Below are 23165 nucleotides of genomic sequence, written 5' to 3'. Positions count from 1 at the left end.
GGGGATGCCCCGCTCCAACGGCTGCGCGTTCGCCGACAGCCCCGGGCACGTGCCGGTGCAGCGGATGGCCAACGTCTCGCTGCGGCCGGACCCGGCGGGCCCCTCCACCGAGGAGCTCATCGCCGGCGTCGAGCGCGGCGTCTACGTCGTCGGCGACAAGAGCTGGTCGATCGACATGCAGCGCTACAACTTCCAGTTCACCGGCCAGCGGTTCTACGCGATCGTGGGCGGGAAGCTGGCCGCCCAGCTGCGCGACGTGGCCTACCAGGCGACGACGACGGACTTCTGGGGCTCGATGACGGCCGTCGGCGGCCCGGACACCTACGTGCTCGGCGGCGCGATGAACTGCGGCAAGGCCCAGCCGGGTCAGGTCGCCCCGGTCAGCCACGGCTGCCCGGTGGCGCTGTTCGAGGGCGTGAACATCCTCAACACGGTGCAGGAGGCAGGTAGATGAGCGAGCTTGCGAGCTCATTGAGGATGCAGCGGCGCGCGGAGCGGGGCCGGCGAGCGCCAGCGAGTCGGACTCGTGACGCGGGTGTCCCCGCAGGAGCTGGTCGACAAGTGCCTCGCCGCCTCGACCGCCGACGACCAGATCGCCTTCGTCGTCGAGAGTTCGGAGGCGAACCTGCGCTGGGCGGCCAACAGCCTGACGACGAACGGCTCGATGCGCTCCCGGCAGGTCGTCGTCATCTCCTTCGTCGACGGTGGCGCCGGCATGGCCGCCGGCACGGTGACCCGCACCGGGACGCCGGACGTCGCCGAGCTGGTCGCCGCGAGCGAGCAGGCCGCCCGCGACGCCGGCCCCGCGGAGGACGCCGTTCCGCTGATCAGCGATCCCCGCCCGGGAGCGGCGACTGGGACGCCCCCGCCGCCGAGACCTCGATCGGCGTCTTCGCCGATTTCGCGCCGGACCTCGGACAGGCGTTCGGGGAGGCGAGCGCCCGCGATGAGCTGCTGTACGGCTTCGCCGAGCACCAGCTGGCGACGACCTACCTCGGCAGCACGACCGGCCTGCGGCTGCGGCACGACCAGCCGACCGGCCGGGTGGAGCTCAACGGCAAGAGCCCCGACTTCAGCCGCTCCGTGTGGACGGGCGTGGGCACGCGGGACTTCCGCGACGTCTCGGTGGCCGACCTCGCGGCGGACGTCGAGCGCACGATGGGGTGGTCGAAGCGCCGGCTGGAGCTGCCCGCCGGGCGGTACGAGGCGCTGCTGCCACCATCGGCGGTCAGCGACCTGATGATCTACCTCTACTGGACGATGGGGGCCCGCGACGCCGACGAGGGCCGCAACGTCTTCGCCACGCCGGGCGGTGGCAACCGGGTGGGTGAGCGCCTGGCCGCGCTGCCGCTGACCCTGCGCAGCGACCCGCGCGCCCCGGGCCTGGAGACCGCGCCCTTCCAGGTGGTCGGGGCGTCGTCCGGCTCGGCGTCGGTCTTCGACAACGGGATGTCGGCGCCGGCGATCGACTGGCTCCGCGACGGCACCCTGGTGAACCTGATCCGGCCGCGGGCGTGGGCGCTCAAGACGACCGCTCCGGCCACGGCGGCCGTGGACAACCTGATCCTCGAGGACCCTCGGCGACGGCCGGCCAGGAGGAGATGGTCGCCGCCACGGACCGCGGGCTGCTGCTGACCTGCCTCTGGTACATCCGCGAGGTGGACCCGCAGACGCTGCTGCTCACCGGGCTGACCCGCGACGGTGTCTTCCTCGTGGAGGGCGGGGAGGTGACCGGGGCGGTCAACAACTTCCGCTTCAACGAGTCGCCGGTCGACCTGCTCGGCCGGACCGTCCAGGCCGGCCGCACCGAACGGACGCTGCCCCGCGAGTGGAACGACTGGTTCACCCGCTGCGCGATGCCGCCGCTGCGGGTGCCGGACTTCAACATGAGCTCGGTGTCGCCCGCCAGCTGACCCGGGCCGTTCCCGACCCCATCCGTCCCACCCGTCACCGGAACGAATCCGAACCGTGTAGTTCCGACAATGGAACTCGGCACAGCTGGAGGGTAATGACGGCGACGACGCGTGCTGGGCTCACTACGCTCGGTGTGGAGAGAGCGGTGGTCCCGCACTCCCGCCCGGACGATTTTTCGGTTCAGACATTCAGTCCTCCGCGAGAACTGCCGATATCTCGTTCACGTCATCCGCAGCGTGCAACACGGGTCTCCACACCAGGGGACCGTCGAGGGAGGGCTCCGTGAGCAGGAGTCGCAAGCCGTCCGTCTTCCAGGTGGGCAAGGTCCGGGACGACGGCCGCACGGTCGTCATCTCCGGCTGGGGTCTGGGCCTGTGCGCCGCAGGCTGCGCCTGCCACCGCCACCCCGTCGCCGGGCACCTCGCCATCGAGGAGGACCAGGCCGGCGGGAAGCTGGGTCTGGCCAGCTACGCCGAGGACGAGTGCGAGTGCTGCGAGGCGTGGACCGCCGAGGAGCTCGGCGCGATCCTCCGCGACCTCGATACCGTCGCCGGCCTGCAGGCGGCCCAGGAGCCTCTCGCCGGCTGAGGAACAACTTCTGCCCGCCGGCGTCGGCGGGCGACGATGTGCGCCCAGGGCACATTCCCACCACGGGAATGCGCCCTGGGCGCACATCCATGTGGGGACCTGCCGATCGGATGTCGCGGGTGGTCCGCGTGTGGCGGCCGTGACGGGCGTGGCGCGACCACGACATGTGACCAGCGCGCCTCCCACTACTTGTCGACACCGAGTCCTTAACGTCCGTCTCGACGCGCATGGAAAGCGGCCCCTTCCCCGGGCCCGGCGCAAACCGACGGAGGCCGACGGTGCAGTCCACCCGCACGACGACCCGGCGCCGCTCACGCGCCGTTCTCGCTCTGGGGACCGCACTCGTCGCCGCGGCCACGGGGTCCTCGCACCGGCGCCGGCGGCTGCCGACCCGACGACGGCCGCCCAGGCGCAGACCCTGATGCGGGAGACCGCTCAGCAGCTCACCGTGATCGACGAGCAGCTGCACGAGGCCGAGCTGATCGTGGCCACCCAGCAGCAGGCCGCCGACGCCGCTGCCGCACAGGCCGCCGCTGCCCAGCAGGCGCTGGACGTCTTCGCGCCGCAGATCCGGGCGATCGCGCAGAGCGGGTTCACCGGGAAGACCCAGTCGCGGGTGGCGGCGTTCCTCACCAGCGCCTCCGCCGAGGAGCTCGTCCAGCAGATGACGACGCTGGACATGATCGCCGCGCACACCAACACCGTCGTCACCGAGGCGTCGCTCGCGCAGAAGGCCGCGCTCGACGCGCAGGCCGCCGCCGACCAGGCCGCTGCCACCGCCCGGGCCGGGCTCGAGCAGCTGGCGGCCCAGAAGGCCGAGGCCGAGCAGAAGGCCGCTGCCTACCGGGCCGACTTCGACCGCCTGTCGGCCGCCGAGCAGGCCGCGCTCGCCACCGCGGTGGCCGGCCGCTCCCTGGGGGTCCCGCGGGACCTGCCGATGCCCCCGGGCGCCGCCGGTGAGGCCATCCGCGTCGCCCTCGCCCAGGTGGGCGACCGCTACGTGAGCGGCGCCACCGGCCCCGACGCGTTCGACTGCTCCGGGCTCACGACCTACGCCTACGCGGCGGCCGGTGTCTCGCTGCCCCGCTCCAGCCGGGCGCAGTCGCAGATCGGCACCAAGGTGTCCCGAGCGGAGCTGCAGCCCGGCGACCTGGTCTTCTACTACACGCCGATCAGCCACGTGGCCCTGTACATCGGCAACGGCATGATCGTGCACGCCCGCACCCATGGTGTGCCGCTCTCGGTCACCAGCGTCGACCAGCGCGACTTCCGCTTCGGCGTCCGCCTGGGTTGACGCTCGGGGCCGCCGTCCGCGGCCTGGCACGATCCGGACGTGACCGTCCGACCTGGTGCTCCCCGGAGCCGACGCTCCGCCCTGACGCCGTCGGGTTCCTCGACGGGTTGGTGATCGGGCTCGCGGCCACCTCGCCGGCGTACTCGCTGGCCGCCGTCCTCGGCCCCGTCGTCGCCCTCGTCGGCGTGCACGCCCCCGGCGTGCTGCTGGCGTCGTTCGTGCCCATGCTGCTCATCGCCGGTGCCTTCGCGGCCCTCAACCGCGTCGACCCCGACTGCGGGACGACGTTCTCGTGGGTCACCCGTGCGCTGGGCCCCGGGACCGGCTGGATCGGCGGCTGGGCGATCACGATGACCGGCGTCCTCGTGCTGGGCTCGCTGTCGGAGGTGGGTGTCCGCTTCACGCTGCTGGCCGTAGGTCTGGACGGCTGGACGGAGTCGGTCCCCGTGGTCATGGGGCTCACCGTCGCCCTGATCGTGCTCATGGCGTGGATCTGCGTGCGGGGCACCGAGGTGTCGGCGCGCCTGCAGAACGGCCTCATCCTCGCCCAGACGGCGGCCCTCGCGGTGTTCGCCGTCGTCGCGCTGGCCCGTGGCCTCGGCGGCGACAGCCCCTTCGGTGCGCTCACCCCGGCCTGGTCGTGGCTGGACCCCTTCGGCGCCGGCGGAGCGGCCCTGACCAGCGGCCTGCTGCTCGGGGTATTCGCCTACTGGGGCTGGGAGTCGGCGGTGAACCTCACCGAGGAGACGACGAACCCGCGGACGGCGCCCGGGCGCGCGGCCGTGCTGAGCACGGTGGTCCTCCTGCTCACCTACCTCGGCGTGGCCGTCGCGGTGGTCTCCTTCGCCGGCACCGGCTTCCTGGCCGCCAACGCCGACGAGGAGGAGGCGGTCTTCGCGCTGCTGTCGACGGAGACCCTCGGCGGCTGGGACTGGGTGGTGCTGCTCGCCGTCGCCACCTCGGCCATCGCCTCGACGCAGACGACGATCATCCCGGCGTCGCGCACCGGCCTGTCGATGGCCCGGCGGGGTGCCCTGCCCCGGCGGTTCGCCTCGATCTCGCCCATCCATCGCACGCCCGACGTCTCCACGTGGTGGGTCGCGGCGGTGGGGGTCGGCTGGTACGTCGTCGTGGGCCTGATCAGCGAGAACGCCCTCTACGACTCGATCACCGGGCTGTCGCTGCTCATCGCGCTGTACTACGCGCTCACCGGCCTGGCCTGCGCCGTGTACTTCCGCCGCAGGTTGCTGGGCAGCGTCCGGGACCTGCTCCTGCTCGGGGTCGGACCGATCGTCGGCGCGGCGCTGCTCACCTGGCTGCTCGTGCTGTCGGTGCGCGACCTGGCCGACGCCGGCAACTCCTACACCGGCCAGGCGTGGCTGGGCGTCGGGCCGCCGCTGGTGATCGGCGTCGGGGTCATGGCCGCCGGCCTCGGCCTCATGCTGTGGTGGCGCCGGCGGGACACCGCCTTCTGGGCGGAGCGACCCTCGGTCGCGCCCCGACCTCAGTGGTAGGTGCGGCCTTCGCGCAGCATGTCGACGGCGGTGGCGATCCGCTTCGCGCGCGTGGCAGGGGTGGCTGCCGTGTGGACGCGGTGGAGGACGGCGTAGCGGTTCTGGCCGTCGAGCGCGTCGAACGCGGCGCGGGCCGCCGGCTCGGCGTCCAGCGCCGCCGCCAGGTCGTCGGGCACGGTGATGGTGGCCGGGCCGGCGTAGGCGCGCTCCCACCGGCCGTCGGCCTTCGCCGCCTCGACCACGGCCAGGCCGGCCGGACGCATCCGCCCCTCCACGATCAGGCGCTCCACGGTCGCCACGTTCTTCAGCGACCAGACGCTCTTCGGCCGCCGGGGCGTGATCCGCTGGATGTAGAACCGGTCGTCGAGCCGGTTGGCGCGGCCGTCGATCCAGCCGAAGCACAGCAGCACCTCGACCATCTGCTCCCAGTTCACCGAGGGCACGCCCGAGCCCTTCTTCGCGATCTTCACGTAGAGGCCGGGTGCGGTCGTGTGCTCGGCCTCGAGCCACGCCTCGAGGGCGGTCTGGTCGGGGAACGCGAGCACCGGGAGGTCGGTCGGCAGCGTCACGGGCTCATCCTGCCGTGGGGTACCGACGGTTTCGGGGCCCGCCGGCCCGGCTACCGGCGTCCCGGGAGCCGCAGGGCGCGGCGCGGACGGGGGTGGCGGTGAGCGACGCGGGACCGGGCCCGTCGGTGCTGTGGCTCGTGCGGCACGGCGAGAGCATGGGCAACCTGGCCGACGCGCAGGCGCAGGAGGCGGGGGCCGGCCGGCTGGAGCTCGACGTCCGCGACCCCGACGTCGAGCTGTCCGACACCGGCCGGGCGCAGGCCGGGGCCCTCGGGACGTGGCTGGCCGCGCTGCCGGAGGACGAGCGCCCGACGGCGGTGCTCAGCTCCCCGTTCGCCCGGGCGCTGACCACCGCGCAGCTGGCCACGGCCGATCTCGGCATCCGGGTCCGCACCGACGAGCGGCTGCGCGAGCGCGACTTCGGCATGTTCGACCGGATGACCGGCGCCGGCATCCGCGAGCAGTTCCCGGACGAGGCGGCGCGTCGGGACATGCTCGGCAAGTTCTACTACCGGCCGCCCGGCGGCGAGGCTGGGCGGACGTCGCGCTGCGCATCCGCAGCCTGCTGGCCACCGAGGGTCTGCGGCACGACTGCGAGCGCCTGGTCGTCGTCGCCCACCAGGCGGTGATCATGGTGTTCCGCTACGTGCTGGAGGAGCTGACCGAGCAGGAGCTGCTCGCCGTCGACAAGGAGGAGCAGGTCGCCAACGCGTCGCTGACCCGGTACGAGCGAGACGGGTCGGGCAGCTTCCGGCTCGTCGCCTTCAACGAGGTGGACCACCTGGTCGCCGAGTCCGAGGCCGTCACCGAGGAGCCCGATGCCGCACCGCAGTGAGCCGACGCTGGTCACCCCGGCGGTGCTGCGGGACTGGCCGCTCCCCGAGCCGGCCGGCGGCAAGAACGCCCGCGGCTCGATCCTGGTGATCGGCGGCAGCACCGAGACGCTCGGGGCCGTGCTGCTCGCCGCCGAGGGTGCGATGCGCGCCGGCGCCGGGAAGCTGCAGGTGGCCACGGTGGCCTCTCTGGCGCCGTTCGCCGCGCAGGCCCTGCCGGAGGCGCTGGTCCGGGCCCTGCCCGAGACCGACGACGGTGCGGTCAGCGCCGCGGCCGCCGACACCGTCCGCGACCTGGCCGAGAGCGCCGCCGCGGTCCTGGTCGGCCCGGGCATGGCCGACAAGGAGGCCACCCAGGCGTTCGGCGAGCGGCTGCTGCCCCACCTGTCCGGACCGCTCGTCCTCGACGCCCTCGGACTGGCCTGCATCACCGCCGACGACTCCTGCCTGCACCACCTGGACGGCCGGGTCGTGCTCACGCCGAACCCGACCGAGCTCGGCTACGCCCTGCACGCCTCCGACGAGGAGGTCGACGGGGACCCGGGCGGGTGCGCCCTGGCGCTCGCCGAGCGTTCGCGCGCGGTCGTCGGCCTGGGCGGGGCCACATCGTGGGTGGCCGCACCCGACGGGCGCCTCTGGCAGGACGAGAGCGGCAACGCCGGTCTCGGGGTCTCCGGCTCGGGCGACGTGCGCGCCGGCATCACCGCCGGGCTGCTCGCCCGGGGCGCCGACCCGGCCCAGGCCGCGATGTGGGCGGCCTACCTGCACGGGCGCGCGGGGAGCGGCTGGCGTCGGCCGTCGGCCCGCAGGGCTTCCTCGCCCGGGAGCTGCCCGGGCAGGTACCGGGGGCCCTGGCGGAGGTCGTGCCCTGAGCCGTCGAGCGTCGCGCGTACGTTGACGTCCCACCGACGATCAGTAGGACGGGAGGAACGCGGATGCATGTCGACGTCCCTGCGAAGGTGGAGGAGATCTACGCGGAGGTGCTGCGGCGCAACCCCGGTGAGCGAGAGTTCCACCAGGCCGTCCACGAGGTGCTCGAGTCCCTCGCCGTCGTCCTGGGCCGGCACAGCGAGTACGCCGAGATGAAGACGATCGAACGCATCTGCGAGCCCGAGCGGCAGATCATCTTCCGGGTGCCGTGGCAGGACGACTCCGGCGAGGTGCAGATCAACCGCGGCTTCCGGGTGGAGTTCAACTCCGCGCTCGGCCCCTACAAGGGCGGCCTGCGGTTCCACCCCTCGGTGAACCTGGGCATCGTCAAGTTCCTCGGCTTCGAGCAGATCTTCAAGAACGCGCTCACCGGGATGCCGATCGGCGGTGGCAAGGGCGGCTCGGACTTCGATCCCAAGGGCCGGTCGGACGCCGAGGTCATGCGCTTCTGCCAGTCGTTCATGACCGAGCTCTACCGGCACATCGGCGAGTACACCGACGTCCCCGCCGGTGACATCGGCGTGGGTGCCCGCGAGATCGGCTACCTCTTCGGCCAGTACAAGCGGATCACCAACCGGTACGAGTCAGGCGTGCTGACCGGCAAGGGCCTGGGCTGGGGCGGGGCCCTCGTGCGCACCGAGGCCACCGGTTACGGCGCCGCGTTCTTCGCCGAGGCGATGATGGAGGCGCGCGGGGAGTCCTTCGACGGCACCCGGGTCGTCATCAGCGGCTCGGGCAACGTCGCCGTCCACGGCATCGAGAAGGTGCACCAGCTCGGCGGCACCGCGGTGGCCTGCTCGGACTCCTCCGGCTACGTGGTCGACGAGAAGGGCATCGACCTCGAGGTGCTCAAGCAGGTCAAGGAGGTCGAGCGGGGCCGGATCGCCGACTACGCCGACCGCGTCGGCTCCGCGTCCTTCGTCGCCGGCGGCAGCATCTGGGACGTGCCGTGCGACGTCGCGATGCCCAGCGCGACGCAGAACGAGCTGGACGGCGAGGCCGCGCAGGTGCTGGCCCGCAACGGCTGCCGCTACGTGGTGGAGGGCGCGAACATGCCCGCGACTCCCGAGGCCGTCGACGCCTTCCGTGCCGCGGGGATCGTCTTCGCGCCCGGCAAGGCGGCCAACGCCGGCGGCGTGGCCACCTCCGCACTCGAGATGCAGCAGAACGCTTCCCGGGACCGGTGGACGTTCGAGCACAGCGAGGCCAAGCTGGCCGAGATCATGCGCGGCATCCACGCGCGGTGCCACGAGACCGCCGAGGAGTACGGGTCCCCCGGCGACCTGGTCTTGGGCGCCAACGTGGCCGGCTTCCTCGAGGTCGCTGAAGCGGTGCACGCGCACGGACTCATCTGAGGCGCCATTGTCAAGGGTGCTTGACATCGCGCGTTCCGGAGTGGTGAGGTGCCGGTGTCAAGCTTCCTTGTCACCTAGGAGTCCTCGTGGTGCTTCGTCACCTGGCGGCGGCCTCGACCGCGCTGGTGCTCGCGGCCGCCATCGGCGTCCTGGCGGGCACCTTCGGCGACGACCAGTTCTGGCTGCGCGCGGTGGTGTTCGGCGGCTGCACGCTCGCGCCCGCCTACGGGCTGGGGTGGCTGGTCTTCCTCTCCGGGCACACGGGCCCCGACCCGGTCGCCCGCCCGGAGGAGACCGTCGAGCACGACTGGTTCCAGCGCAGTGCTGCCGGCGCCTTCCTCGACCTGGTCGTCGTCGCGGGCCTGGGCGCGACCGCACTCGCGGTCACCGGTCTGCGCATCGATGCGCTCGACGTCCTGACGGCTCTGATCGTGCTCGCCTTCGCCGACGTCGCCGCGCGCTTCACGGTGCTGCGCCGACGAGACGCCTGAGTGCGCAACGACCTGGCTGCGCGGCGGCAGGGGCGGGGCTGGTCACAGGGCCGGTTGGCCGACGAACTGGGCGTTTCCCGGCAGACCGTCATCTCGCTCGAGAAGGGCCGGTTCGATCCCAGCCTCCCGCTGGCGTTCCGGATCGCCGCCTTGTTCGACTGCCGGATCGAGGACGTGTTCACACCGGACGGGATCTGACCGCTCTCCGAGCCGCTGCGTGCGGTAAGCAGGACCTGTCACGAGATCGGCTCGTGGACCAGCAGGAGGACGGCGTGGCCGACAACTACATCGCGGAACTGCCCTTCGGCGCCCCGAAGATCGACGACGACGCCTTCGTGGCGCCGACCGCGGTCGTCGTGGGTGCCGTGACCCTCGGGCCCCGCGCCAGCATCTGGTATGGCGCCGTCGCCCGCGCCGACCACGAGACCATCGAGATCGGCGAGGGTTCCAACGTGCAGGACGGCTGCACGCTGCACTCCGACCCCGGGTTCCCGCTCGTGGTCGGGCGGAACGTGACCGTCGGCCACAACGTGGTCCTGCACGGCGCCCGGATCGACGACGAGGTGCTCGTGGGCATGGGCAGCGTCGTCATGAACGGTGCGCACATCGGCTCGGGCTCGATCGTGGCCGCCGGTGCCGTCGTCACCCAGGGCAAGCAGTTCCCGCCCTGGTCGGTGATCGCCGGCGTACCGGCGAAGGTGGTGCGCGAGGCCAACGACGACGACCTGCTGCACATCCGCGGCAACGCGGCGGCCTACTACGAGCGGCTGCCCGAGGCGCGCAAGGTGCGCCCGGTCGTCCGGCGCCCCCTGCCGCCGGCCGGCATGGTGCCCGGCGACGCGCTCGCCTGAGCGGACCGCCTGCCTCCACCGCTCGCTCGCGGCGCCGCCCTGCAGGGCGGCCGCTGGCGTCAGGTCGCCAACCACTCCCGCAGGCCGGTGACGAGCCGGTCGACGTCGTCGGCGTCGGTGTAGGGCGCAAGCCCGACCCGCAGGCCGCCGGTGTCGCCGAGGTCGAGCCAGCGGCTGGCCTCGATCGCGTAGAAGGAGCCGGCCGGGGCGTTGACGCCGCGCCCGGCCAGGAAGCGGTAGGCGTCGGCGGCGTCCCGTCCGTCGAAGGTGAGCAGCAGCGTGGGGGTCCGGTGCGCGGCCCGGGACCACAGGCGGACGCCGGGCAGCGCCGCCAGCTCGGCCTCGAGGTGCTCCCGCAGCCCGTCCTCGTACTCCTCGAGGGCGGTCATGGCCGCCACCAGCCGCTCGCGCCGCGTCCCGCCCGTGGGTGAGAGGTCCGCCAGGAAGTCGATCGCCGCCGTCGTCCCGGCCATGAGCTCGTAGGGCAGGGTGCCCAGCTCGAAGCGCTCGGGGACGTCGTCGGACGAGGGCAGGAGCTTGCCCGGGCGCAGCGTCTCCAGCAGGGCCGGGGCGGCGGCGAGGACCCCGCAGTGCGGGCCGAGGAACTTGTAGGGCGAGCAGGTGTAGAGGTCCGCACCGAGGGCGCCGACGTCCACCGGCGCGTGCGCGGTCAGGTGGACGCCGTCGACGGCGAGCAGCGCGCCGGCGGCGTGCACCCGCTCGGCGATCCCGGCCACCGGTGGGCGGGTGCCGATGAGGTTCGACGCCCCGGTGACGGCGACCAGCGCGGTGCGGTCGGTGAGCACCTCGGCGACGTCGTCGATGGTGAGCTCGCCGGTCGCCGGGTCGAACGGCGCCCAGCGCACCGTCGCCCCGGCCCCTCGGCCGCGATCACCCAGGGCCGCACGTTGGCGTCGTGGTCGAGCCGGGAGACGACGACCTCGTCGCCGGGTCCCCAGCCCGCGGCCAGCGCCCGGGCCGCGGCGAAGGTGAGCTCCGTGGCGCTGCGGCCGAACACGATGCCCCGCGGATCGGCGCCGAGGAGATCGGCCAGCGCGGCGCGGGCGCCCACGACGATCTCGTCGGCGTTCCGCTCCGCCGCGGTGACCTGGCCGCGGTTGGCGATCGGCGAGGTGAGGGTGTCGGCGACCGCGCGGGCGACCGGCTCGGGGACCTGCGTCCCGCCGGGACCGTCGAAGTGGGCGGTGCCGGCCCTCAGCGCGGGGAACTGCGCGCGTACCGCGGCGACGTCGTAGGTCATGCGCCCGACGCTATCGAGTGCGCCGAGTGCGACGAACTCGTGGCCATCAGCCGCTGAGCACCACGAGTTCGTCGCACTCGTCGGTCATCCGGCGAGCAAGTCGCGGAGGAGCTTGCCGACGGCGGCGGTCTCGATGAGGAACCCGTCGTGCCCGTACGGCGAGGAGATCACCTGCAGCGGGACGCCGAGACCGTCGGCCACCTGCTGCTGCAGCCCGATCGGATAGAGCCGGTCGCTGTCCACGCCCGCGACCACCGAGCGCGCGGTCACCCGGGACAGGGCCGCCGCCACGCCGCCCCGCCCCCGGCCGACGTCCCAGCTGTTCATCGCCTCGGTGAGCAGCACGTAGCTCCCGGCGTCGAAACGGCGGCTCAGCTTGTCCGCGTGGTGGTCCAGGTACGAGGCGACGGCAAACCGGCCGTCCGCCTGCACCGCCGTGCCGAAGCGCTCCTCCAGCTCGAGGGCGCTGCGGTAGGTCAGGTGGGCGATGCGACGGGCCACCCCAGACCGTCGACCGGCGGATCGGCGTGGTCGTAGTCGCCGCCGGCCCAGCGCGGATCGGCGCGGACGGCGGCCTGCTGGGTGGTCTGGGTGCCGATCTGGTCGGCGGTGGCCACCGCGCCCGACGCCAGGAAGAACAGCGTGGCCACCCGGTCGGGCATCGCCACCGCCCACTCCAGGGCCCGCATGCCGCCCATCGAGCCGCCGACCACGCAGCCCCAGCGGTCGACGCCGAGCGCGTCGGCCAGGGCCGCCTCCACCCGCACCTGGTCGCCGACGGTCACCTCGGGGAAGCGGGAGCCCCAGCGCACGCCGTCGGGGTCGAGGGACGACGGTCCCGTCGTCCCCTGGCAGCCGCCCAGCACGTTGGCGCAGACGACGAAGTGCCGGTCGGTGTCCAGCGGTGCACCGGGCCCGATCAGCCCCTGCCACCAGCCGGGGGTGGGGTGCCCCGGGGCGGTCATCCCGACGACGTGGCTGTCACCGGTCAGCGCGTGCTCGACGAGCACGGCGTTCGAGCCGTCCGGCGCGAGCGTCCCCCACGTCTCGTAGGCGACGCGCACCGCGGGAGCTCGCCGCCGCGCTCGGGAGCGAACGCGGGCAGGTCGAGGAAGACCCGGTCGCCGACCGGATCCCCTCGACCCACCCGCCCACGTCAGGCGGTCTTCGCGGCGCGGAAACCGGCCTCGAGGTCGGCGAGGATGTCCTCGATGCCCTCCAGGCCGACGGCCAGGCGCACGAGGCCCGGCGTCACGCCGGTGGTCAGCTGCTCCTCGGCGGTCAGCTGGGAGTGCGTCGTCGAGGCCGGGTGGATGACCAGGCTGCGGACGTCGCCGATGTTGGCCACGTGGCTGTGCAGCTCCAGCGCCTCGACGAACCTCTGCCCGGCGTCGCGACCGCCGTGCAGCTCGAACGTCAGCACGGCACCGGCGCCCTTCGGGGCGTACCTCTGCTGGGCCGCGTGCCACGGCGAGCTCGGCAGACCGGGGTAGTTCACCCGGTCCACCTCGTCGTGGGCCTCCAGGAACTCGGCCACCGTCAGCGTGTTCTGGATGTGCCGCTCCATGCGCAGCGACAGCGTCTCGATGCCCTGGACGACGAGGAACGCGTTGAACGGCGAGATGGCCGGGCCGAGGTCGCGCAGCAGCTGCACCCGGGCCTTGAGCGCGTAGGCCGGCGCGCCGAGATCGGCGTAGACCACCCCGTTGTAGGTCGGGTCGGGCGTGGTGAAGCCGGGGAACCTGCCACCGGTCCAGTCGAACGACCCGCCGTCCACGATCAGGCCGGCGATCGCCGTGCCGTGCCCGCCGAGGTACTTGGTTGCCGAGTGGACGACGACGTCGGCGCCGGACTCGAAGGGCCGGATGAGGAACGGCGTGGCGATCGTGTTGTCCACGATCAGTGGGACGCCGTTGCGGTGCGCGACCGCGGCGACCTTCTCGATGTCGAGGATGTCGCCCTTCGGGTTGCCGATGGTCTCGCCGAAGAAGGCCTTGGTGTTGTCCCGCACCAGCGACTGCCAGTTGTCCGGGTCGTCCGGGTTCTCCACGAAGGAGACCGTGACGCCGAGCTTGGGCAGCGAGTGGTGCAGCAGGTTGTACGTGCCGCCGTACAGCGAGGCCGAGGCGACGACGTGGTCACCGGCCTCGGCGATGTTGAGGATCGCCAGCGTGGTCGCGGACTGCCCGCTCGCCACGGCCAGCGCGGCGACACCACCCTCGAGGGAGGCCACGCGCTGCTCCAGCGCGTCCTGCGTCGGGTTCATGATCCGCGTGTAGATGTTGCCCATCTCGGCCAGCGCGAAGAGGTCTGCGGCGTGCTGGCTGTCGCGGAACTGGTAGGCCGTGGTCGCGTAGATCGGCAGCGCGCGGGCGCCGGTCGTGGGGTCGGGGCTCGTGCCGGCGTGGATCTGCCGGGTCTCGAAGCTCCAGCTCTGCGGGTCGGTCATGCGCCGTCTCCTGTCGCTCGCGGGAGATCCCGCGGCGCGCAGGAGCTCCGTCCTTGCCGGGCGACGGTCGTCGTCCGGCCGGCTCTTCCCTGGAGCACCTCAGACGGAGTTGAGGTTGCCGGGCAGCCAGCCAGGTGCTTGTCGCTGCCTCTCGTGAGCCGTCTGCGATGGTAGGCCGCCGCGGCCCTGACCTGCACGCGGGCCCCCGCCGGTCAGCCGGCGAGCGTCGCGATCGCGTTCCGGATCTCCGGCACGGTCAGCGCCATGGTGGCGTCGCCGACCGCGAGCTCGACCCGCCGCACGGCCGGGTCGCCCGTCGTCATCGACCGCTCCCAGGTCCACAGCCCGTCCTGGGCGAGTGCGTGGGCGGCCGCCCGGAAGTCGTCGGCACCGGTGCGCAGCAGCAGGTGCAGCATCGGCGTCTGCGGCGGGTCGGGGACGACGGTGACCCCGGGTAGGTCCCGGACCGCCGTGGCGATCTCGCGGGCCCGCTCCAGGTAGCCAGGCATCAGTGGCAGCCGCCGGCGCAGGCAGCTCAGCGCCGACGCCGCGCCGGGCCACAGGCCGAACAGCGTGCCGCCCATCCGCTGCCGCCACTCCCGGACCTCGCCGACGACGTCGGCCGGGCCGGCCAGGCAGCACCCGGGAAGGGCGCCCAGGCCCTTGTAGAAGCTGACGTAGGTGGTGTCGAACAGCGCCGCGACCTCGGCCGGGGCGCGGCCGTACCCCACGGCCGCCTCCCACAGGCGCGCGCCGTCCAGGTGCGCGGCGGCGCCGCGGTCCCGCGCCCAGGCGACCTGGGCGACCAGGTCGTCCCAGGGCGGCAGCTGCCCGCCGAGGTCGCGCTGGGGCAGCTCGACCACCAGCGCCGCCGGGAACTCGGCGACGGCGTCCAGGTCGGCGCGCAGCAGCAGCCGGTGCTGGTCGCCCACCGGGCGGCCGACCACACCGTGCAGCCGTTCCAGCGCCTGGCCCTCGTGCCGGGTGAGGTGGCTCTGGGGGTGGAGGACGACGGTGCGCCGGCCCCGGCGGTCGGCGTGCACGCGGAGGGCCGACTGCTGCGCCATGACCCCGCTGGGCAGGTGGACCGCCGCCGGTTGCCCGAGCAGCGCCGCCACCTCCGCCTCGAGCTCGGCCACGACCCCGCCGTCGCCGTAGCGGTCGGTCACGGTGTCGGGCGGGATGGTCGCGAGCAGCTCGGCCGCGCTCTGCGGGCCGTGCCAGGTGAGGGCGCGGTCGCAGGCCCGGCGGAGGGCGTCGAGGTCGTCCACGTGGTCAGTCCGATGTCTCACGTGAAACAACCGGCCCAGCCGGTGGCATCGCGAACCAGAGCGCCTGGGCCCGGGCGCACACCTCGCCGTCGGGGCCGATCAGCGCCGACGCCGCCGTGGTCCGGCGCCCCTCCCGGCCGATGACCCAGGAGAGGATCACATGGTCGGTGTCCAGCCGGACGGGGAGTCCTGTCGGACGGTGATCGTCCCGAGCAGGTGCGGCGAGGGGTCCAGCGGGATCGGGCGACGCAGCCGCACGCTCACCGCAGGGGAGTCGACCAGGGGCGCCAGCCGGCCGGCCAGGTAGCCGCCGTTGGCGGTGCCCGGCGGGCCGCAGAAGCGCCCGGCGACGGCGAGGGTCTCCATCGGGCCGATCGTAGGCACCGGGCAGGCTGGGCCCGTGCGCGCGCTGCTCTTCGAGTCCTTCGGTGGTCCGCTGTCGGTGCGGGAGGTGCCGGCGCCGGCACCCGCTCCCCACGGTGTGGTCGTCCGGGTGGCCGCCAGCGGCATCTGCCGCAGCGACTGGCACGCCTGGCAGGGCCACGACGCCGGCGTCGTCCTGCCGCACGTACCCGGGCACGAGCTCGCCGGCACCGTCGAGGCGGTCGGCGAGGGGTCCGCCGGTGGCGGGTCGGCGACCGGGTCACCGTGCCCTTCGTCAACGCCTGCGGCCGCTGCGCCCAGTGCGCGGCCGGCGACCAGCAGGTGTGCGCCCGGCAGACGCAGCCCGGCTTCACCCACTGGGGCTCGCTGGCCGAGTTCGTCGCCCTGGACGCCGCCGACGTCAACCTGGTCGCCGTCCCCGACGACCTCGACCTGACCACCGCGGCAGCCCTGGGGTGCCGCTACGCCACCTCCTTCCGCGCAGTCGTGCAGGTCGGGAAGGTGCGAGCGGGGAGTGGGTCGCGGTGCACGGCTGCGGCGGCGTCGGGCTCTCGGCCGTGCAGATCGCGGTCGCCGTCGGTGCGCGCGTCGTCGCGATCGACACCTCCTCCGGCGCGCTCGGCCTCGCCCTGGAGCTGGGCGCCGAGCACGCGGTCGACGGCGCCACCGACGTCCCGGCGGCGGTCGCCGGGCTGACCGGCGGCGGCGCCCACCTGTCCCTCGATGCGCTCGGTGCCCCGCTCACCTGCGCGAACTCGATCCGCAGCCTGCGCCCACGCGGCCGGCACGTGCAGGTGGGCCTGCTGCCGCCGGAGTCAGGGCGGGCCGAGGTGCCGATGGAGCGGGTCATCGCCCTGGAGCTGCAGGTGCTGGGCAGCCATGGCATGGCCGCCCACGCCTATCCGGAGCTCCTGGAGCTCATCGCGGTGGGTCGGCTCGACCCGGGGCGGCTGGTCACCCGCGAGCTGACGCTCGGCGAGGCCGGCGCGGCCATCGGGGAGGTCGGCCGCTCCCCGGGCATCGCCGTCGTCACCTCGTTCTGAGCGGTCAGCCGGGCGCGGTGCCCGTCCCCGTCCCTGTGCCCGTCCCGGTCCCCGTCTCCTCGTCGGGCTCCGAGGTCGCCGGGGTGTCCGGCTCCGACGTCTCCTCCGGCGTCGTCCCTCCGGGAGTGCCGGTGGGGGTGCGTGTGGGGGCGGTCGTCGAGCCCGTCGTGGGCGCGGTACGCGTGGTCGGTGCCGGCTCGGTGGTCTCCGGGGCCGTCGTCTCCGGGACGTCGGTGGTCTCCGCGGGCTGCTCCGTGCTGCTCCCGGGCGTCGTCGTCCGGCCCGGCGCATCGGGGCGGATGTTGAGGTACAGCGTCCCGATGGCCAGGAACAGCAGGCTCAGGACGACGGTCGACGTGCGGGCGCGACCGAGGTGCGCGGGGATCCCCGACCGGTACCACGGCGAGCCGGGCCGGTCGGTGGTCGTGTCCGCGCTGACCTCGGGCTGCTGCACCGTCGGCTGCTCGGCCGTGGGCTGCCGGTCGGGATCGGTCACCTGTCCTCCTCGCTGGCGCTCGTCGGCCACGTGCCCAGAGGTGCTCTGCTTCTCGGCGACCTCGCGAGCTCGGTCACTGGTCGTCCTCCTCGCTGGCGCTCGTCGGCCACGTGCCCAGAGGTGCTCTGCTTCTCGGCGACCTCGCGAGCTCGGTCACTGGTCGTCCTCCTGCGCGCGGTCGCCGTCGGCCGCGAGGGTGGGCGCCGTCGACACCTTCATGCCCTGCTGGCGGAAGGCCTGCACGACGCGCGCGCGCAGGTCACGCCCGACCTCGAACTGCTTGCCGGGCAGCGTGCGCGCCACCATCCGGACGTTCACCTGCTCCAGGTCGAGGCTCTCCACGCCCATCACGCTGGGCGGGTCGAGCAGCAGTGGCCGCAGCCCCGGGTCGCGGAACGCCTCGCGGCCCACCTCGCGCAGCACCTCGTTGGCCCGGTTGACGTCGACGCTGGTCGGGATGGGGACGTCGACGACCGCGCGTGCCCAGTCGCGGGACAGGTTGATGACCTTGACGATCTGCCCGTTGGGCACGGTGACCACCTCGCCGTCGGCGGAGCGCACCCGGGTGATCCGCAGCGTCACGTCCTCCACGGTGCCCGTGGCGGGATCCATCCCACCCAGGACCTGGATGGCGACGACGTCTCCGAAGCCGTACTGCCGCTCGGTGATGATGAAGAACCCGGCCAGCACGTCACCGACGATCCGCTGCGCGCCGAACCCGAGCCCGACGCCCAGCACGGTGGCGGGCGCCACCAGGCCGGTGATGGGCACGCCGAGCCGGTCGAGCACGAAGAACACCGCGATCGAGTAGATGAGGACGACGGCGGCCCAGGTGAGCACCTGGGTGAGCGAGTGCCGGTGCTTGGCGGCCTCGGTCCGGACCAGCGCGTCGCCGCCGGTGTACCGGGCGTCGATCCGGTCGGTGATCCGGCTCCCGGCCCACGACACGAGCCGGGCCAGGAGCACCGAGCCGAGGATGATGAGCACGACCTCGAGACCGCGGCCGGACAGCCAGTCCCGCAGCTCGATCAGTGCATCCATGCCGCTCCCGTCGGTCGATCCGTCGTCGTTCCCACTGTGGTCGGTCGGTCAGCTCCCCGCCACACCGTCAGCGCGGCTCCACGAACAGTGACTGCGCGGACCGGCCGATGGCCCCGTCGGCGTCGAAGAGGACCGCGGTGCACTGTGCCGCGCCGCTTCCGCCCAGGGTCGTGACGGCGTCCATGCCGAGCCACTCGCCTCGAGGGGCCCGGTGCAGGGAGACCAGCAGGTCGACGTTGGCGAAGGTGGCGGTGGTCCAGTCCAGGACCGCGGAGATCCCGCTCGCCGCGTCGGTCATCACCAGCAGGTGCTGCAGCGGCGTCATCGGTTCCCCGGCGACCAGGTCGCAGCGGGGGCGGTCCACGCCGAGGCCGGGCCGGGGAGTTGAAGCTGCCGGTGGGGAAGCGCCACTCGAGCGCGCGGTGGTAGGCGACGTCGGTGGTGAAGAAGGCCGCCTGCTCGCTGCGGCTCTCCTCCGGCCCGGCCGCGGCCGGGTGCGGCGCCTGCGTCGTGGGGGCGGCGCCGTCGGACCGGCTCCGCATGCGCCAGGCCGACAACCGCATCAGCGGTCGCTCGTCGCCGGCGGTCAGCACCGTCTCGACCAGCTCGATCCGGCGTCCGGGGCGGAGGACCGACGACCGCAGCCGCACCGGCCCGACCGGCACCGGCGCGAAGATGTCGTAGGCCATCCGGACGGTCTGGCCGCCCTCGATGGCGCTCGCCCGCTCGGCCTCCCGCAGCAGCAGCGCCGCCGGCGGGCCGGCGTGCTGCAGCCCGGTGTCCCACGGGCCGATGGTCAGCGCGGTGGCCAGGTAGCCGTCGTCCGTGGGCTCGTAGAGGGCAGCGGGCAGCTCCATGCCCAGCAGTCTGGCCTGCCCTCGGGCATCGCTCCGCCGGGCCGTCCAGGCCGCGGCGGCCGTCCACGCGGCGCAGACCGCGGTGGCCCCCACCACGGCCGCCGGAGGTCCTCCGGCGTCGCGAGCAGCAGCACCGACCGCGACCACCAGGGCCGCACCGGCCAGGTGGACCGACCGCAGCAGCGTGCCCGCACGGTCCGGGCCCAGGGACGACGACGAAGACGGCGAGCGCCGCTCCGAGGAGGGCGAGGCAGAGGAGGGCCAGCAGGCCCGACGTCACCCCGTACCGCGCGGGCAGCGCGACCGTGCCGAGCCCTCCGGCCACGGAGCCGGCCGGCCCGTCCGATTCGGATGCGCTCACCCCGGCCAGGGAACCGGAGCCCCTGGCGATCTGCTCGACGGCGACCCTTCGACGTCGTCCGGAGGCGGAGCGTCACGGCGCCGCCGCGTGCCCGGCTCGCCGCCCGACCGATCTGCGCGGCGGGCCAGGACCGTCAGGAGCCCTGCGTACGGTGCGGACGTCGACGGCGGTGCCGTCGGTGGGGCTGGGGGAGCAGGGCATGGTTCGGGCGCACGAGTGGGACGTCTCGCGACGGTTGGCGAGGGCGCCCGGGGACGGCGCCCGTGGTGGGTCACCCATCCGGCACCGGCTCCGGCCCCGCTCCGCCTGGAGTGGGAGTCGACCGGCGCCCGCGCCGTCCTGGCGGTGAGCGGAGATCTCGACGCCGTCCCCACGGAGGAGGTCCTCGTCGCGCGACGGGCGCTCACCGGATGTTCCGTGCTCCAGGTCGACCTGGCCGGCGTCCCGTCGATCGGCTCGGGCGGGCTCTCGGTCCTGCTGGGGGTGCGCCGCTGGTGCCTGCAGCGCGGGATCGAGCTGCGCATCCAGGGCGCGCAGCCCTCGGTCTGGCGGGTGTTCCAGCTCACCGGGCTCGACCTGGTGTTCGCCCCGGAGGTCGAGCCGACGCTGCCTCCGGCCGTGCAGGAGCTCACATTGTTCTGAAACCCTCTTCCGGGTGGCTGCGGGTTTCGGCGGTCGCGGAGGGGTCACGGTGATTCGCGCCCGGGGGCGACGTGGAGCAGGGTGGTGTCTGCCGCCCGCACTCCGTGGGCCCCTGCACCTGCTCGTCGACCGTGAACGGAGATGCGTCGCCCGCCGACGCCACAGGACTGTGACGACTACACCGACCGACCCAGCCGCCCCCACGGGCGACCCTGCCCTCTCCCGCCGACGCCGGCGGTCGCATCCGGCCCTCGCCGAACCCCCGCGTCCGCCGCCGACGACGAGCGCGGTCTGGACACCGTCGTCTTCGGGGTATCGGGGGTGCTCGCGCTGACCTTCGTCGGGTGGGGCTTCTTCTCGCCCGCCGGCCTGGGCGACGCCAGCAGCTCCGCACTCACCTGGATCGAGCGGAACCTGGGCTGGTTCTTCGTGCTGCTGGCGTCCGCCGTCGTCGTCTACATCCTGTGGTTGGCGGCCAGCAAGTACGGACGGATCCCGCTGGGCCGCGACGGCGAGCCGCCGGAGTTCCGCACGATCAGCTGGGTCGCGATGATGTTCAGCGCCGGGATGGGCATCGGCCTGATGTTCTTCGGGGTCGCCGAGCCGCTGGCGCACTACGTGTCACCGCCGCCGGGGACGGTGGCCGGGGAGACCGACGAGGCCGTCACCACGGCGATGGCCACCACGCTGTTCCACTGGACCCTGCACCCGTGGGCGCTCTACGCCCTGGTCGGCCTCGCGGTCGCCTACGGCACCTACCGCCGGGGCCGTTCCCAGCTGCTGTCCTCGGCGTTCACGCCGCTGCTCGGGCGGAAGGCGACCGACGGGCCGGCCGGCAAGGTCATCGACGTCCTCGCCATCTTCGCCACGCTGTTCGGCACCGCGGCCTCGCTCGGCCTCGGTGCGCTGCAGATCGGCAGCGGGCTGGAGATCATCGGCTGGGTGGGTGAGGCAGGCAACGCCGTCGTGGTCGCCGTACTCGCCGTGCTGACCGCGGCGTTCGTGGCCTCGGCCTTCTCCGGGATCGCCCGGGGCATCCAGTGGCTGTCCAACATCAACGTGGTGCTCGCGTTCGTCCTGGCGTTCTTCGTCTTCCTCGTCGGCCCGACCGTGCTGATCCTCAACCTGGTACCCACTGCGCTGGGCGCCTACTTCGGCGACCTGGCCGACATGGCGGCCCGCACCGAGGCCGTCGGCGGCGACGCGATGGCCACCTGGTTGTCGGGGTGGACGGTCTTCTACTGGGCGTGGTGGATCTCCTGGACGCCGTTCGTCGGTGTGTTCATCGCCCGGATCAGCCGCGGCCGCACGATCCGCGAGTTCGTGACCGGCGTGCTGCTCGTCCCGAGCGTGGTCACGCTGTTCTGGTTCGCCGTCTTCGGCGGCTCCGCGCTGTCGGCGCAGCAGGACGGGACCGACCTGGCCGGGGCCGCCAGCGAGGAGGCCCAGCTGTTCGGGCTGCTCGAGACGCTGCCCTGGACCGGTGTCATGACGGTCATCGTGATGCTGCTCGTGGCCATCTTCTTCGTGACCGGGGCGGACTCCGCCTCGATCGTCATGGCGTCGCTGTCCGAACGGGGCAACCGGGAGCCGTCGTCGAAGATCGTCATCTTCTGGGGCGTGCTGACCGGTGGGGTCGCGGCGGTGATGTTGCTCTCCGGGGGCGACGTCGGCCTGCAGGGCCTGCGGAACCTCACGATCATCGGCGCTCTGCCGTTCGCGATCGTGATCGCCGGTCTGGCGGTGTCACTCACCAAGGACATCCGGCACGACCCGATCATGCTCCGCCGCACGGCCGCGCTGGACGCCGTCCGGCAGGCCGTCGTGGACGGGATCAGCCGGCACGGGGACGACTTTTCCTCGTGGTGGAGCCGACCAACGGCTCGGCCGCGTCCCCCGGGGAGGCCGCGCGCCCGGGGACCGCCGACGGCACGGCGGGTGCCGAGGACGTCGGCTCGCCGATCCCGTCGCGCGGCGTGGACCCGGCGGCCGACGAGCGACCGCCCCGGTAGGTGTCTAGGGGCGCGACGGGGACTACATTCCCGTCGTGCCCCGCACCGCCCGCCCCGCCCTCGGCTACGGCCTCACGCTCGCCGCAGCCGGGTTCTTCGCCGTCAACGGCACCGTCTCGGCGCTCGCGCTGGAGGCCGGCATCTCGGCTCCGCGGCTGACCGCGCTGCGCTGCACCGGGGCCGCCGTGGGCCTGCTCGCCGTCCTGCTGGTCATCTCTCCTGGGCGGCTGCGGGTGGGACGCCGGGAGATCCCGCTGCTGGCCGTGCTCGGCGTCATCGGGATCGCCATGACGCAGTACCTGTTCTACGTGGCGATCGGCCGCCTGCCGGTGGGCATCGCGCTGGTGTTCGAGTTCACCGGGACGGTGCTCATCGCGCTCTACGTCTGGCTGGTCCGGCGGGAGAAGGTGCGCAGCCGCGTGTGGCTGGCGCTGCTGCTGTCGCTCTCCGGGCTCGCGCTGGTGACCGAGATCTGGACCGGCGGCGGCTCGCTGGACGCGGTGGGCGTCGCGGCCGGGCTCGGGGCCGCCGTGGCGCTGGCGACCTACTACCTGATCGGGGAGCGCGGCACGGTCACCCGCGACCCGGTGACCCTGACCTGCTGGGCGTTCGTCGCCGCCGCGGTCTTCTGGGCGGTGGCCGCGCCGTGGTGGCAGTTCGACGCCGGGGTGCTCGGCCGCACCGTGCCGGTCTCGATCGGCTCGCTGGAGCTGCCGTTGTGGGTGCTGGTCGCCTGGATCGCCGTGATGGGCGCGATCGTGCCGTTCTGGCTGTCGATCGCCGCGCTGCGCCACCTGCCGCCCACGGCGGCCGGGCTGGTGGCCACCGCCGAGCCGGTGCTCGCCTCGGTCGTCGCGTGGCTGTGGGTGGAGCAGGTGCTCTCCGGCTGGCAGATCATCGGCGGTGCCGTCGTCCTCACCGGCATCCTGCTCGCGCAGACCGCCCGCACCGCTCCCGCGCCGGCGCCGATGGGCGAGACCCCCGCCGCCCTGTCGAGCTAGCGGGGGCC

The 23165-nt window shown here is 73.6% G+C and carries 29 protein-coding genes, 4 pseudogenes and 1 riboswitch; of the genes and pseudogenes, 21 read left to right on the top strand and 12 right to left on the bottom strand.

From position 1 onward, the window contains the following. Positions 1-4 precede the first annotated feature (4 nt). The 7 genes from U6N30_RS27900 to U6N30_RS27870 all read left to right on the top strand — a co-directional run bounded on the left by U6N30_RS27900 (position 5) and on the right by U6N30_RS27870 (position 5310). On the top strand, positions 5-454 hold the full coding sequence (locus tag U6N30_RS27900; RefSeq protein ID WP_324274829.1) for a metallopeptidase TldD-related protein: 450 nt from the start codon (positions 5-7) through the stop codon (positions 452-454). A 72-nt stretch (positions 455-526) separates the two neighbouring features. After that, positions 527-1240: a PmbA/TldA family metallopeptidase gene (locus U6N30_RS27895; RefSeq protein ID WP_324274828.1), complete on the top strand. Its 714-nt coding sequence runs from the start codon at positions 527-529 to the stop codon at positions 1238-1240. After that, on the top strand, positions 1159-1635 hold the full coding sequence (locus U6N30_RS27890) for a metallopeptidase TldD-related protein (RefSeq protein ID WP_324274827.1): 477 nt from the start codon (positions 1159-1161) through the stop codon (positions 1633-1635). The genes U6N30_RS27895 and U6N30_RS27890 overlap by 82 nt, the downstream gene beginning before the upstream one ends. Further along, positions 1602-1913, top strand: a complete 312-nt coding sequence (locus U6N30_RS27885; protein ID WP_324274826.1) for a metallopeptidase TldD-related protein — start codon at positions 1602-1604, stop codon at positions 1911-1913. Before U6N30_RS27890 ends, U6N30_RS27885 begins: the two co-directional genes overlap by 34 nt. 283 nt (positions 1914-2196) lie before the next feature. Continuing rightward, positions 2197-2502: a hypothetical protein gene (locus tag U6N30_RS27880; RefSeq protein ID WP_324274825.1), complete on the top strand. Its 306-nt coding sequence runs from the start codon at positions 2197-2199 to the stop codon at positions 2500-2502. Between the two features lie 421 nt (positions 2503-2923). Next, the gene (locus U6N30_RS27875; RefSeq protein ID WP_324274824.1) at positions 2924-3796 is read left to right on the top strand and encodes a C40 family peptidase; all 873 of its coding nucleotides are present in this window, start codon (positions 2924-2926) and stop codon (positions 3794-3796) included. 110 nt (positions 3797-3906) lie between these two features. Next, on the top strand, positions 3907-5310 hold the full coding sequence (locus tag U6N30_RS27870) for an APC family permease (protein WP_324278503.1): 1404 nt from the start codon (positions 3907-3909) through the stop codon (positions 5308-5310). Here U6N30_RS27870 and U6N30_RS27865 read toward each other — a convergent pair. Further along, entirely contained in the window at positions 5301-5879 is a 579-nt protein-coding gene (locus U6N30_RS27865; RefSeq protein ID WP_324274823.1) for a YdeI/OmpD-associated family protein, read from the bottom strand. The genes U6N30_RS27870 and U6N30_RS27865 overlap by 10 nt on opposite strands. 98 nt (positions 5880-5977) lie before the next feature. Here U6N30_RS27865 and U6N30_RS27860 point away from each other — a divergent pair, with 98 nt between their 5' ends. From U6N30_RS27860 to U6N30_RS27830, 7 genes are all read left to right on the top strand, one after another. After that, positions 5978-6508 (top strand): histidine phosphatase family protein, encoded by a 531-nt coding sequence (locus tag U6N30_RS27860; protein ID WP_324274822.1) that lies wholly within the window; start codon positions 5978-5980, stop codon positions 6506-6508. Continuing rightward, positions 6505-6714: a hypothetical protein gene (locus tag U6N30_RS27855; RefSeq protein WP_324274821.1), complete on the top strand. Its 210-nt coding sequence runs from the start codon at positions 6505-6507 to the stop codon at positions 6712-6714. Before U6N30_RS27860 ends, U6N30_RS27855 begins: the two co-directional genes overlap by 4 nt. Beyond that, positions 6698-7798, top strand: a complete 1101-nt coding sequence (locus U6N30_RS27850) for an NAD(P)H-hydrate dehydratase (RefSeq protein WP_324274820.1) — start codon at positions 6698-6700, stop codon at positions 7796-7798. Before U6N30_RS27855 ends, U6N30_RS27850 begins: the two co-directional genes overlap by 17 nt. Then, positions 7681-8997: an NADP-specific glutamate dehydrogenase gene (gdhA, locus tag U6N30_RS27845; RefSeq protein WP_324278502.1), complete on the top strand. Its 1317-nt coding sequence runs from the start codon at positions 7681-7683 to the stop codon at positions 8995-8997. The genes U6N30_RS27850 and gdhA overlap by 118 nt, the downstream gene beginning before the upstream one ends. Positions 8998-9083: 86 nt before the next feature. Beyond that, positions 9084-9488 carry a hypothetical protein gene (locus tag U6N30_RS27840; protein ID WP_324274819.1) on the top strand — a complete coding sequence of 135 codons (405 nt, stop codon included), beginning with the start codon at positions 9084-9086 and terminating at the stop codon, positions 9486-9488. Continuing rightward, positions 9489-9686, top strand: coding sequence for a helix-turn-helix transcriptional regulator (locus U6N30_RS27835; protein WP_324274818.1), 198 nt, complete (start codon positions 9489-9491; stop codon positions 9684-9686). Positions 9687-9739: 53 nt separating this feature from the next. Continuing rightward, on the top strand, positions 9740-10339 hold the full coding sequence (locus U6N30_RS27830; RefSeq protein WP_324274817.1) for a gamma carbonic anhydrase family protein: 600 nt from the start codon (positions 9740-9742) through the stop codon (positions 10337-10339). Between the two features lie 59 nt (positions 10340-10398). Here the strand turns inward: U6N30_RS27830 and U6N30_RS27825 are convergent, their stop codons facing one another. The 7 genes and pseudogenes from U6N30_RS27825 to U6N30_RS27795 form a co-directional block, all read right to left on the bottom strand. Continuing rightward, positions 10399-11205 (bottom strand): aminotransferase class V-fold PLP-dependent enzyme, encoded by an 807-nt coding sequence (locus tag U6N30_RS27825; protein WP_324274816.1) that lies wholly within the window; start codon positions 11203-11205, stop codon positions 10399-10401. A 74-nt stretch (positions 11206-11279) separates the two neighbouring features. Then, a pseudogene (locus tag U6N30_RS27820) lies at positions 11280-11600 on the bottom strand (aminotransferase class V-fold PLP-dependent enzyme); the annotation flags it as partial. A gap of 84 nt (positions 11601-11684) precedes the next feature. Then, positions 11685-12101 (bottom strand): homoserine O-acetyltransferase family protein, encoded by a 417-nt coding sequence (locus tag U6N30_RS27815; RefSeq protein ID WP_324274815.1) that lies wholly within the window; start codon positions 12099-12101, stop codon positions 11685-11687. Further along, positions 12077-12664 (bottom strand): homoserine O-acetyltransferase family protein, encoded by a 588-nt coding sequence (locus U6N30_RS27810; protein WP_324274814.1) that lies wholly within the window; start codon positions 12662-12664, stop codon positions 12077-12079. Before U6N30_RS27810 ends, U6N30_RS27815 begins: the two co-directional genes overlap by 25 nt. A gap of 92 nt (positions 12665-12756) precedes the next feature. After that, positions 12757-14049 carry a bifunctional o-acetylhomoserine/o-acetylserine sulfhydrylase gene (locus U6N30_RS27805; protein ID WP_324274813.1) on the bottom strand — a complete coding sequence of 431 codons (1293 nt, stop codon included), beginning with the start codon at positions 14047-14049 and terminating at the stop codon, positions 12757-12759. A 44-nt stretch (positions 14050-14093) separates the two neighbouring features. Continuing rightward, positions 14094-14208, bottom strand: a riboswitch (SAM riboswitch). Positions 14209-14261: 53 nt separating this feature from the next. Continuing rightward, the gene (locus U6N30_RS27800; protein ID WP_324274812.1) at positions 14262-15320 is read right to left on the bottom strand and encodes a threonine aldolase family protein; all 1059 of its coding nucleotides are present in this window, start codon (positions 15318-15320) and stop codon (positions 14262-14264) included. Positions 15321-15476: 156 nt separating this feature from the next. Then, positions 15477-15686, bottom strand: coding sequence for a hypothetical protein (locus tag U6N30_RS27795; RefSeq protein ID WP_324274811.1), 210 nt, complete (start codon positions 15684-15686; stop codon positions 15477-15479). Between U6N30_RS27795 and U6N30_RS34740 the strand changes: the two are divergent. Both U6N30_RS34740 and U6N30_RS27780 read left to right on the top strand, forming a co-directional pair. Continuing rightward, positions 15640-16064: pseudogene (locus U6N30_RS34740) on the top strand (alcohol dehydrogenase catalytic domain-containing protein); the annotation flags it as partial. The gene U6N30_RS27795 and the pseudogene U6N30_RS34740 sit on opposite strands and share 47 nt — an antisense overlap. Before the next feature lie 164 nt (positions 16065-16228). Continuing rightward, the gene (locus U6N30_RS27780; protein WP_324274810.1) at positions 16229-16747 is read left to right on the top strand and encodes a zinc-binding dehydrogenase; all 519 of its coding nucleotides are present in this window, start codon (positions 16229-16231) and stop codon (positions 16745-16747) included. 4 nt (positions 16748-16751) lie between these two features. Here U6N30_RS27780 and U6N30_RS27775 read toward each other — a convergent pair whose 3' ends face one another. From U6N30_RS27775 to U6N30_RS27765, 3 genes are all read right to left on the bottom strand, one after another. Continuing rightward, positions 16752-17243: an Rv3103c transmembrane domain-containing protein gene (locus tag U6N30_RS27775; protein ID WP_324274809.1), complete on the bottom strand. Its 492-nt coding sequence runs from the start codon at positions 17241-17243 to the stop codon at positions 16752-16754. Between the two features lie 153 nt (positions 17244-17396). Further along, positions 17397-18284, bottom strand: coding sequence for a mechanosensitive ion channel family protein (locus U6N30_RS27770; RefSeq protein WP_324274808.1), 888 nt, complete (start codon positions 18282-18284; stop codon positions 17397-17399). A gap of 67 nt (positions 18285-18351) precedes the next feature. Continuing rightward, entirely contained in the window at positions 18352-18609 is a 258-nt protein-coding gene (locus U6N30_RS27765) for a thioesterase family protein (protein WP_324274807.1), read from the bottom strand. A 113-nt stretch (positions 18610-18722) separates the two neighbouring features. On the opposite strand from U6N30_RS27765, the gene U6N30_RS27760 reads away from it, so the two are divergent. Beyond that, entirely contained in the window at positions 18723-18968 is a 246-nt protein-coding gene (locus U6N30_RS27760; protein ID WP_324274806.1) for a hypothetical protein, read from the top strand. Here the strand turns inward: U6N30_RS27760 and U6N30_RS27755 are convergent. Next, positions 18884-19141: pseudogene (locus U6N30_RS27755) on the bottom strand (acyl-CoA thioesterase domain-containing protein); the annotation flags it as partial. The gene U6N30_RS27760 and the pseudogene U6N30_RS27755 overlap by 85 nt on opposite strands. Before the next feature lie 577 nt (positions 19142-19718). Here U6N30_RS27755 and U6N30_RS27750 point away from each other — a divergent pair. The 4 genes and pseudogenes from U6N30_RS27750 (at position 19719) to U6N30_RS27735 (ending at position 23157) form a co-directional block, all read left to right on the top strand. Continuing rightward, positions 19719-20144, top strand: a complete 426-nt coding sequence (locus U6N30_RS27750) for an STAS domain-containing protein (RefSeq protein WP_324274805.1) — start codon at positions 19719-19721, stop codon at positions 20142-20144. Between the two features lie 141 nt (positions 20145-20285). Next, a pseudogene (locus tag U6N30_RS27745) lies at positions 20286-21857 on the top strand (BCCT family transporter); the annotation flags it as partial. A gap of 149 nt (positions 21858-22006) precedes the next feature. After that, the gene (locus U6N30_RS27740; protein WP_324274804.1) at positions 22007-22156 is read left to right on the top strand and encodes a hypothetical protein; all 150 of its coding nucleotides are present in this window, start codon (positions 22007-22009) and stop codon (positions 22154-22156) included. Between the two features lie 35 nt (positions 22157-22191). Continuing rightward, positions 22192-23157 carry an EamA family transporter gene (locus U6N30_RS27735; RefSeq protein WP_324274803.1) on the top strand — a complete coding sequence of 322 codons (966 nt, stop codon included), beginning with the start codon at positions 22192-22194 and terminating at the stop codon, positions 23155-23157. Positions 23158-23165 lie beyond the last annotated feature (8 nt).

This window comes from Blastococcus brunescens (genome assembly GCF_035320885.1).
GTDB classification, from domain to species: Bacteria; Actinomycetota; Actinomycetes; order Mycobacteriales; family Geodermatophilaceae; genus Blastococcus_B; species Blastococcus_B brunescens.
This window is presented reverse-complemented; position numbering and strand designations above follow the sequence as displayed.

Coding starts and splice junctions, on each gene's coding strand:
- U6N30_RS27900 (WP_324274829.1), top strand. CDS start 5: ATGCCCCGCTCCAACGGCTGCGCGTTCGCCGACAGCCCCGGGCACGTG.
- U6N30_RS27890 (WP_324274827.1), top strand. CDS start 1,159: ATGGGGTGGTCGAAGCGCCGGCTGGAGCTGCCCGCCGGGCGGTACGAG.
- U6N30_RS27885 (WP_324274826.1), top strand. CDS start 1,602: ATGGTCGCCGCCACGGACCGCGGGCTGCTGCTGACCTGCCTCTGGTAC.
- U6N30_RS27875 (WP_324274824.1), top strand. CDS start 2,924: ATGCGGGAGACCGCTCAGCAGCTCACCGTGATCGACGAGCAGCTGCAC.
- U6N30_RS27850 (WP_324274820.1), top strand. CDS start 6,698: ATGCCGCACCGCAGTGAGCCGACGCTGGTCACCCCGGCGGTGCTGCGG.
- U6N30_RS27805 (WP_324274813.1), bottom strand. CDS start 14,049: ATGACCGACCCGCAGAGCTGGAGCTTCGAGACCCGGCAGATCCACGCC.
- U6N30_RS27795 (WP_324274811.1), bottom strand. CDS start 15,686: ATGGAGACCCTCGCCGTCGCCGGGCGCTTCTGCGGCCCGCCGGGCACC.
- U6N30_RS27770 (WP_324274808.1), bottom strand. CDS start 18,284: ATGGATGCACTGATCGAGCTGCGGGACTGGCTGTCCGGCCGCGGTCTC.
- U6N30_RS27765 (WP_324274807.1), bottom strand. CDS start 18,609: ATGACGCCGCTGCAGCACCTGCTGGTGATGACCGACGCGGCGAGCGGG.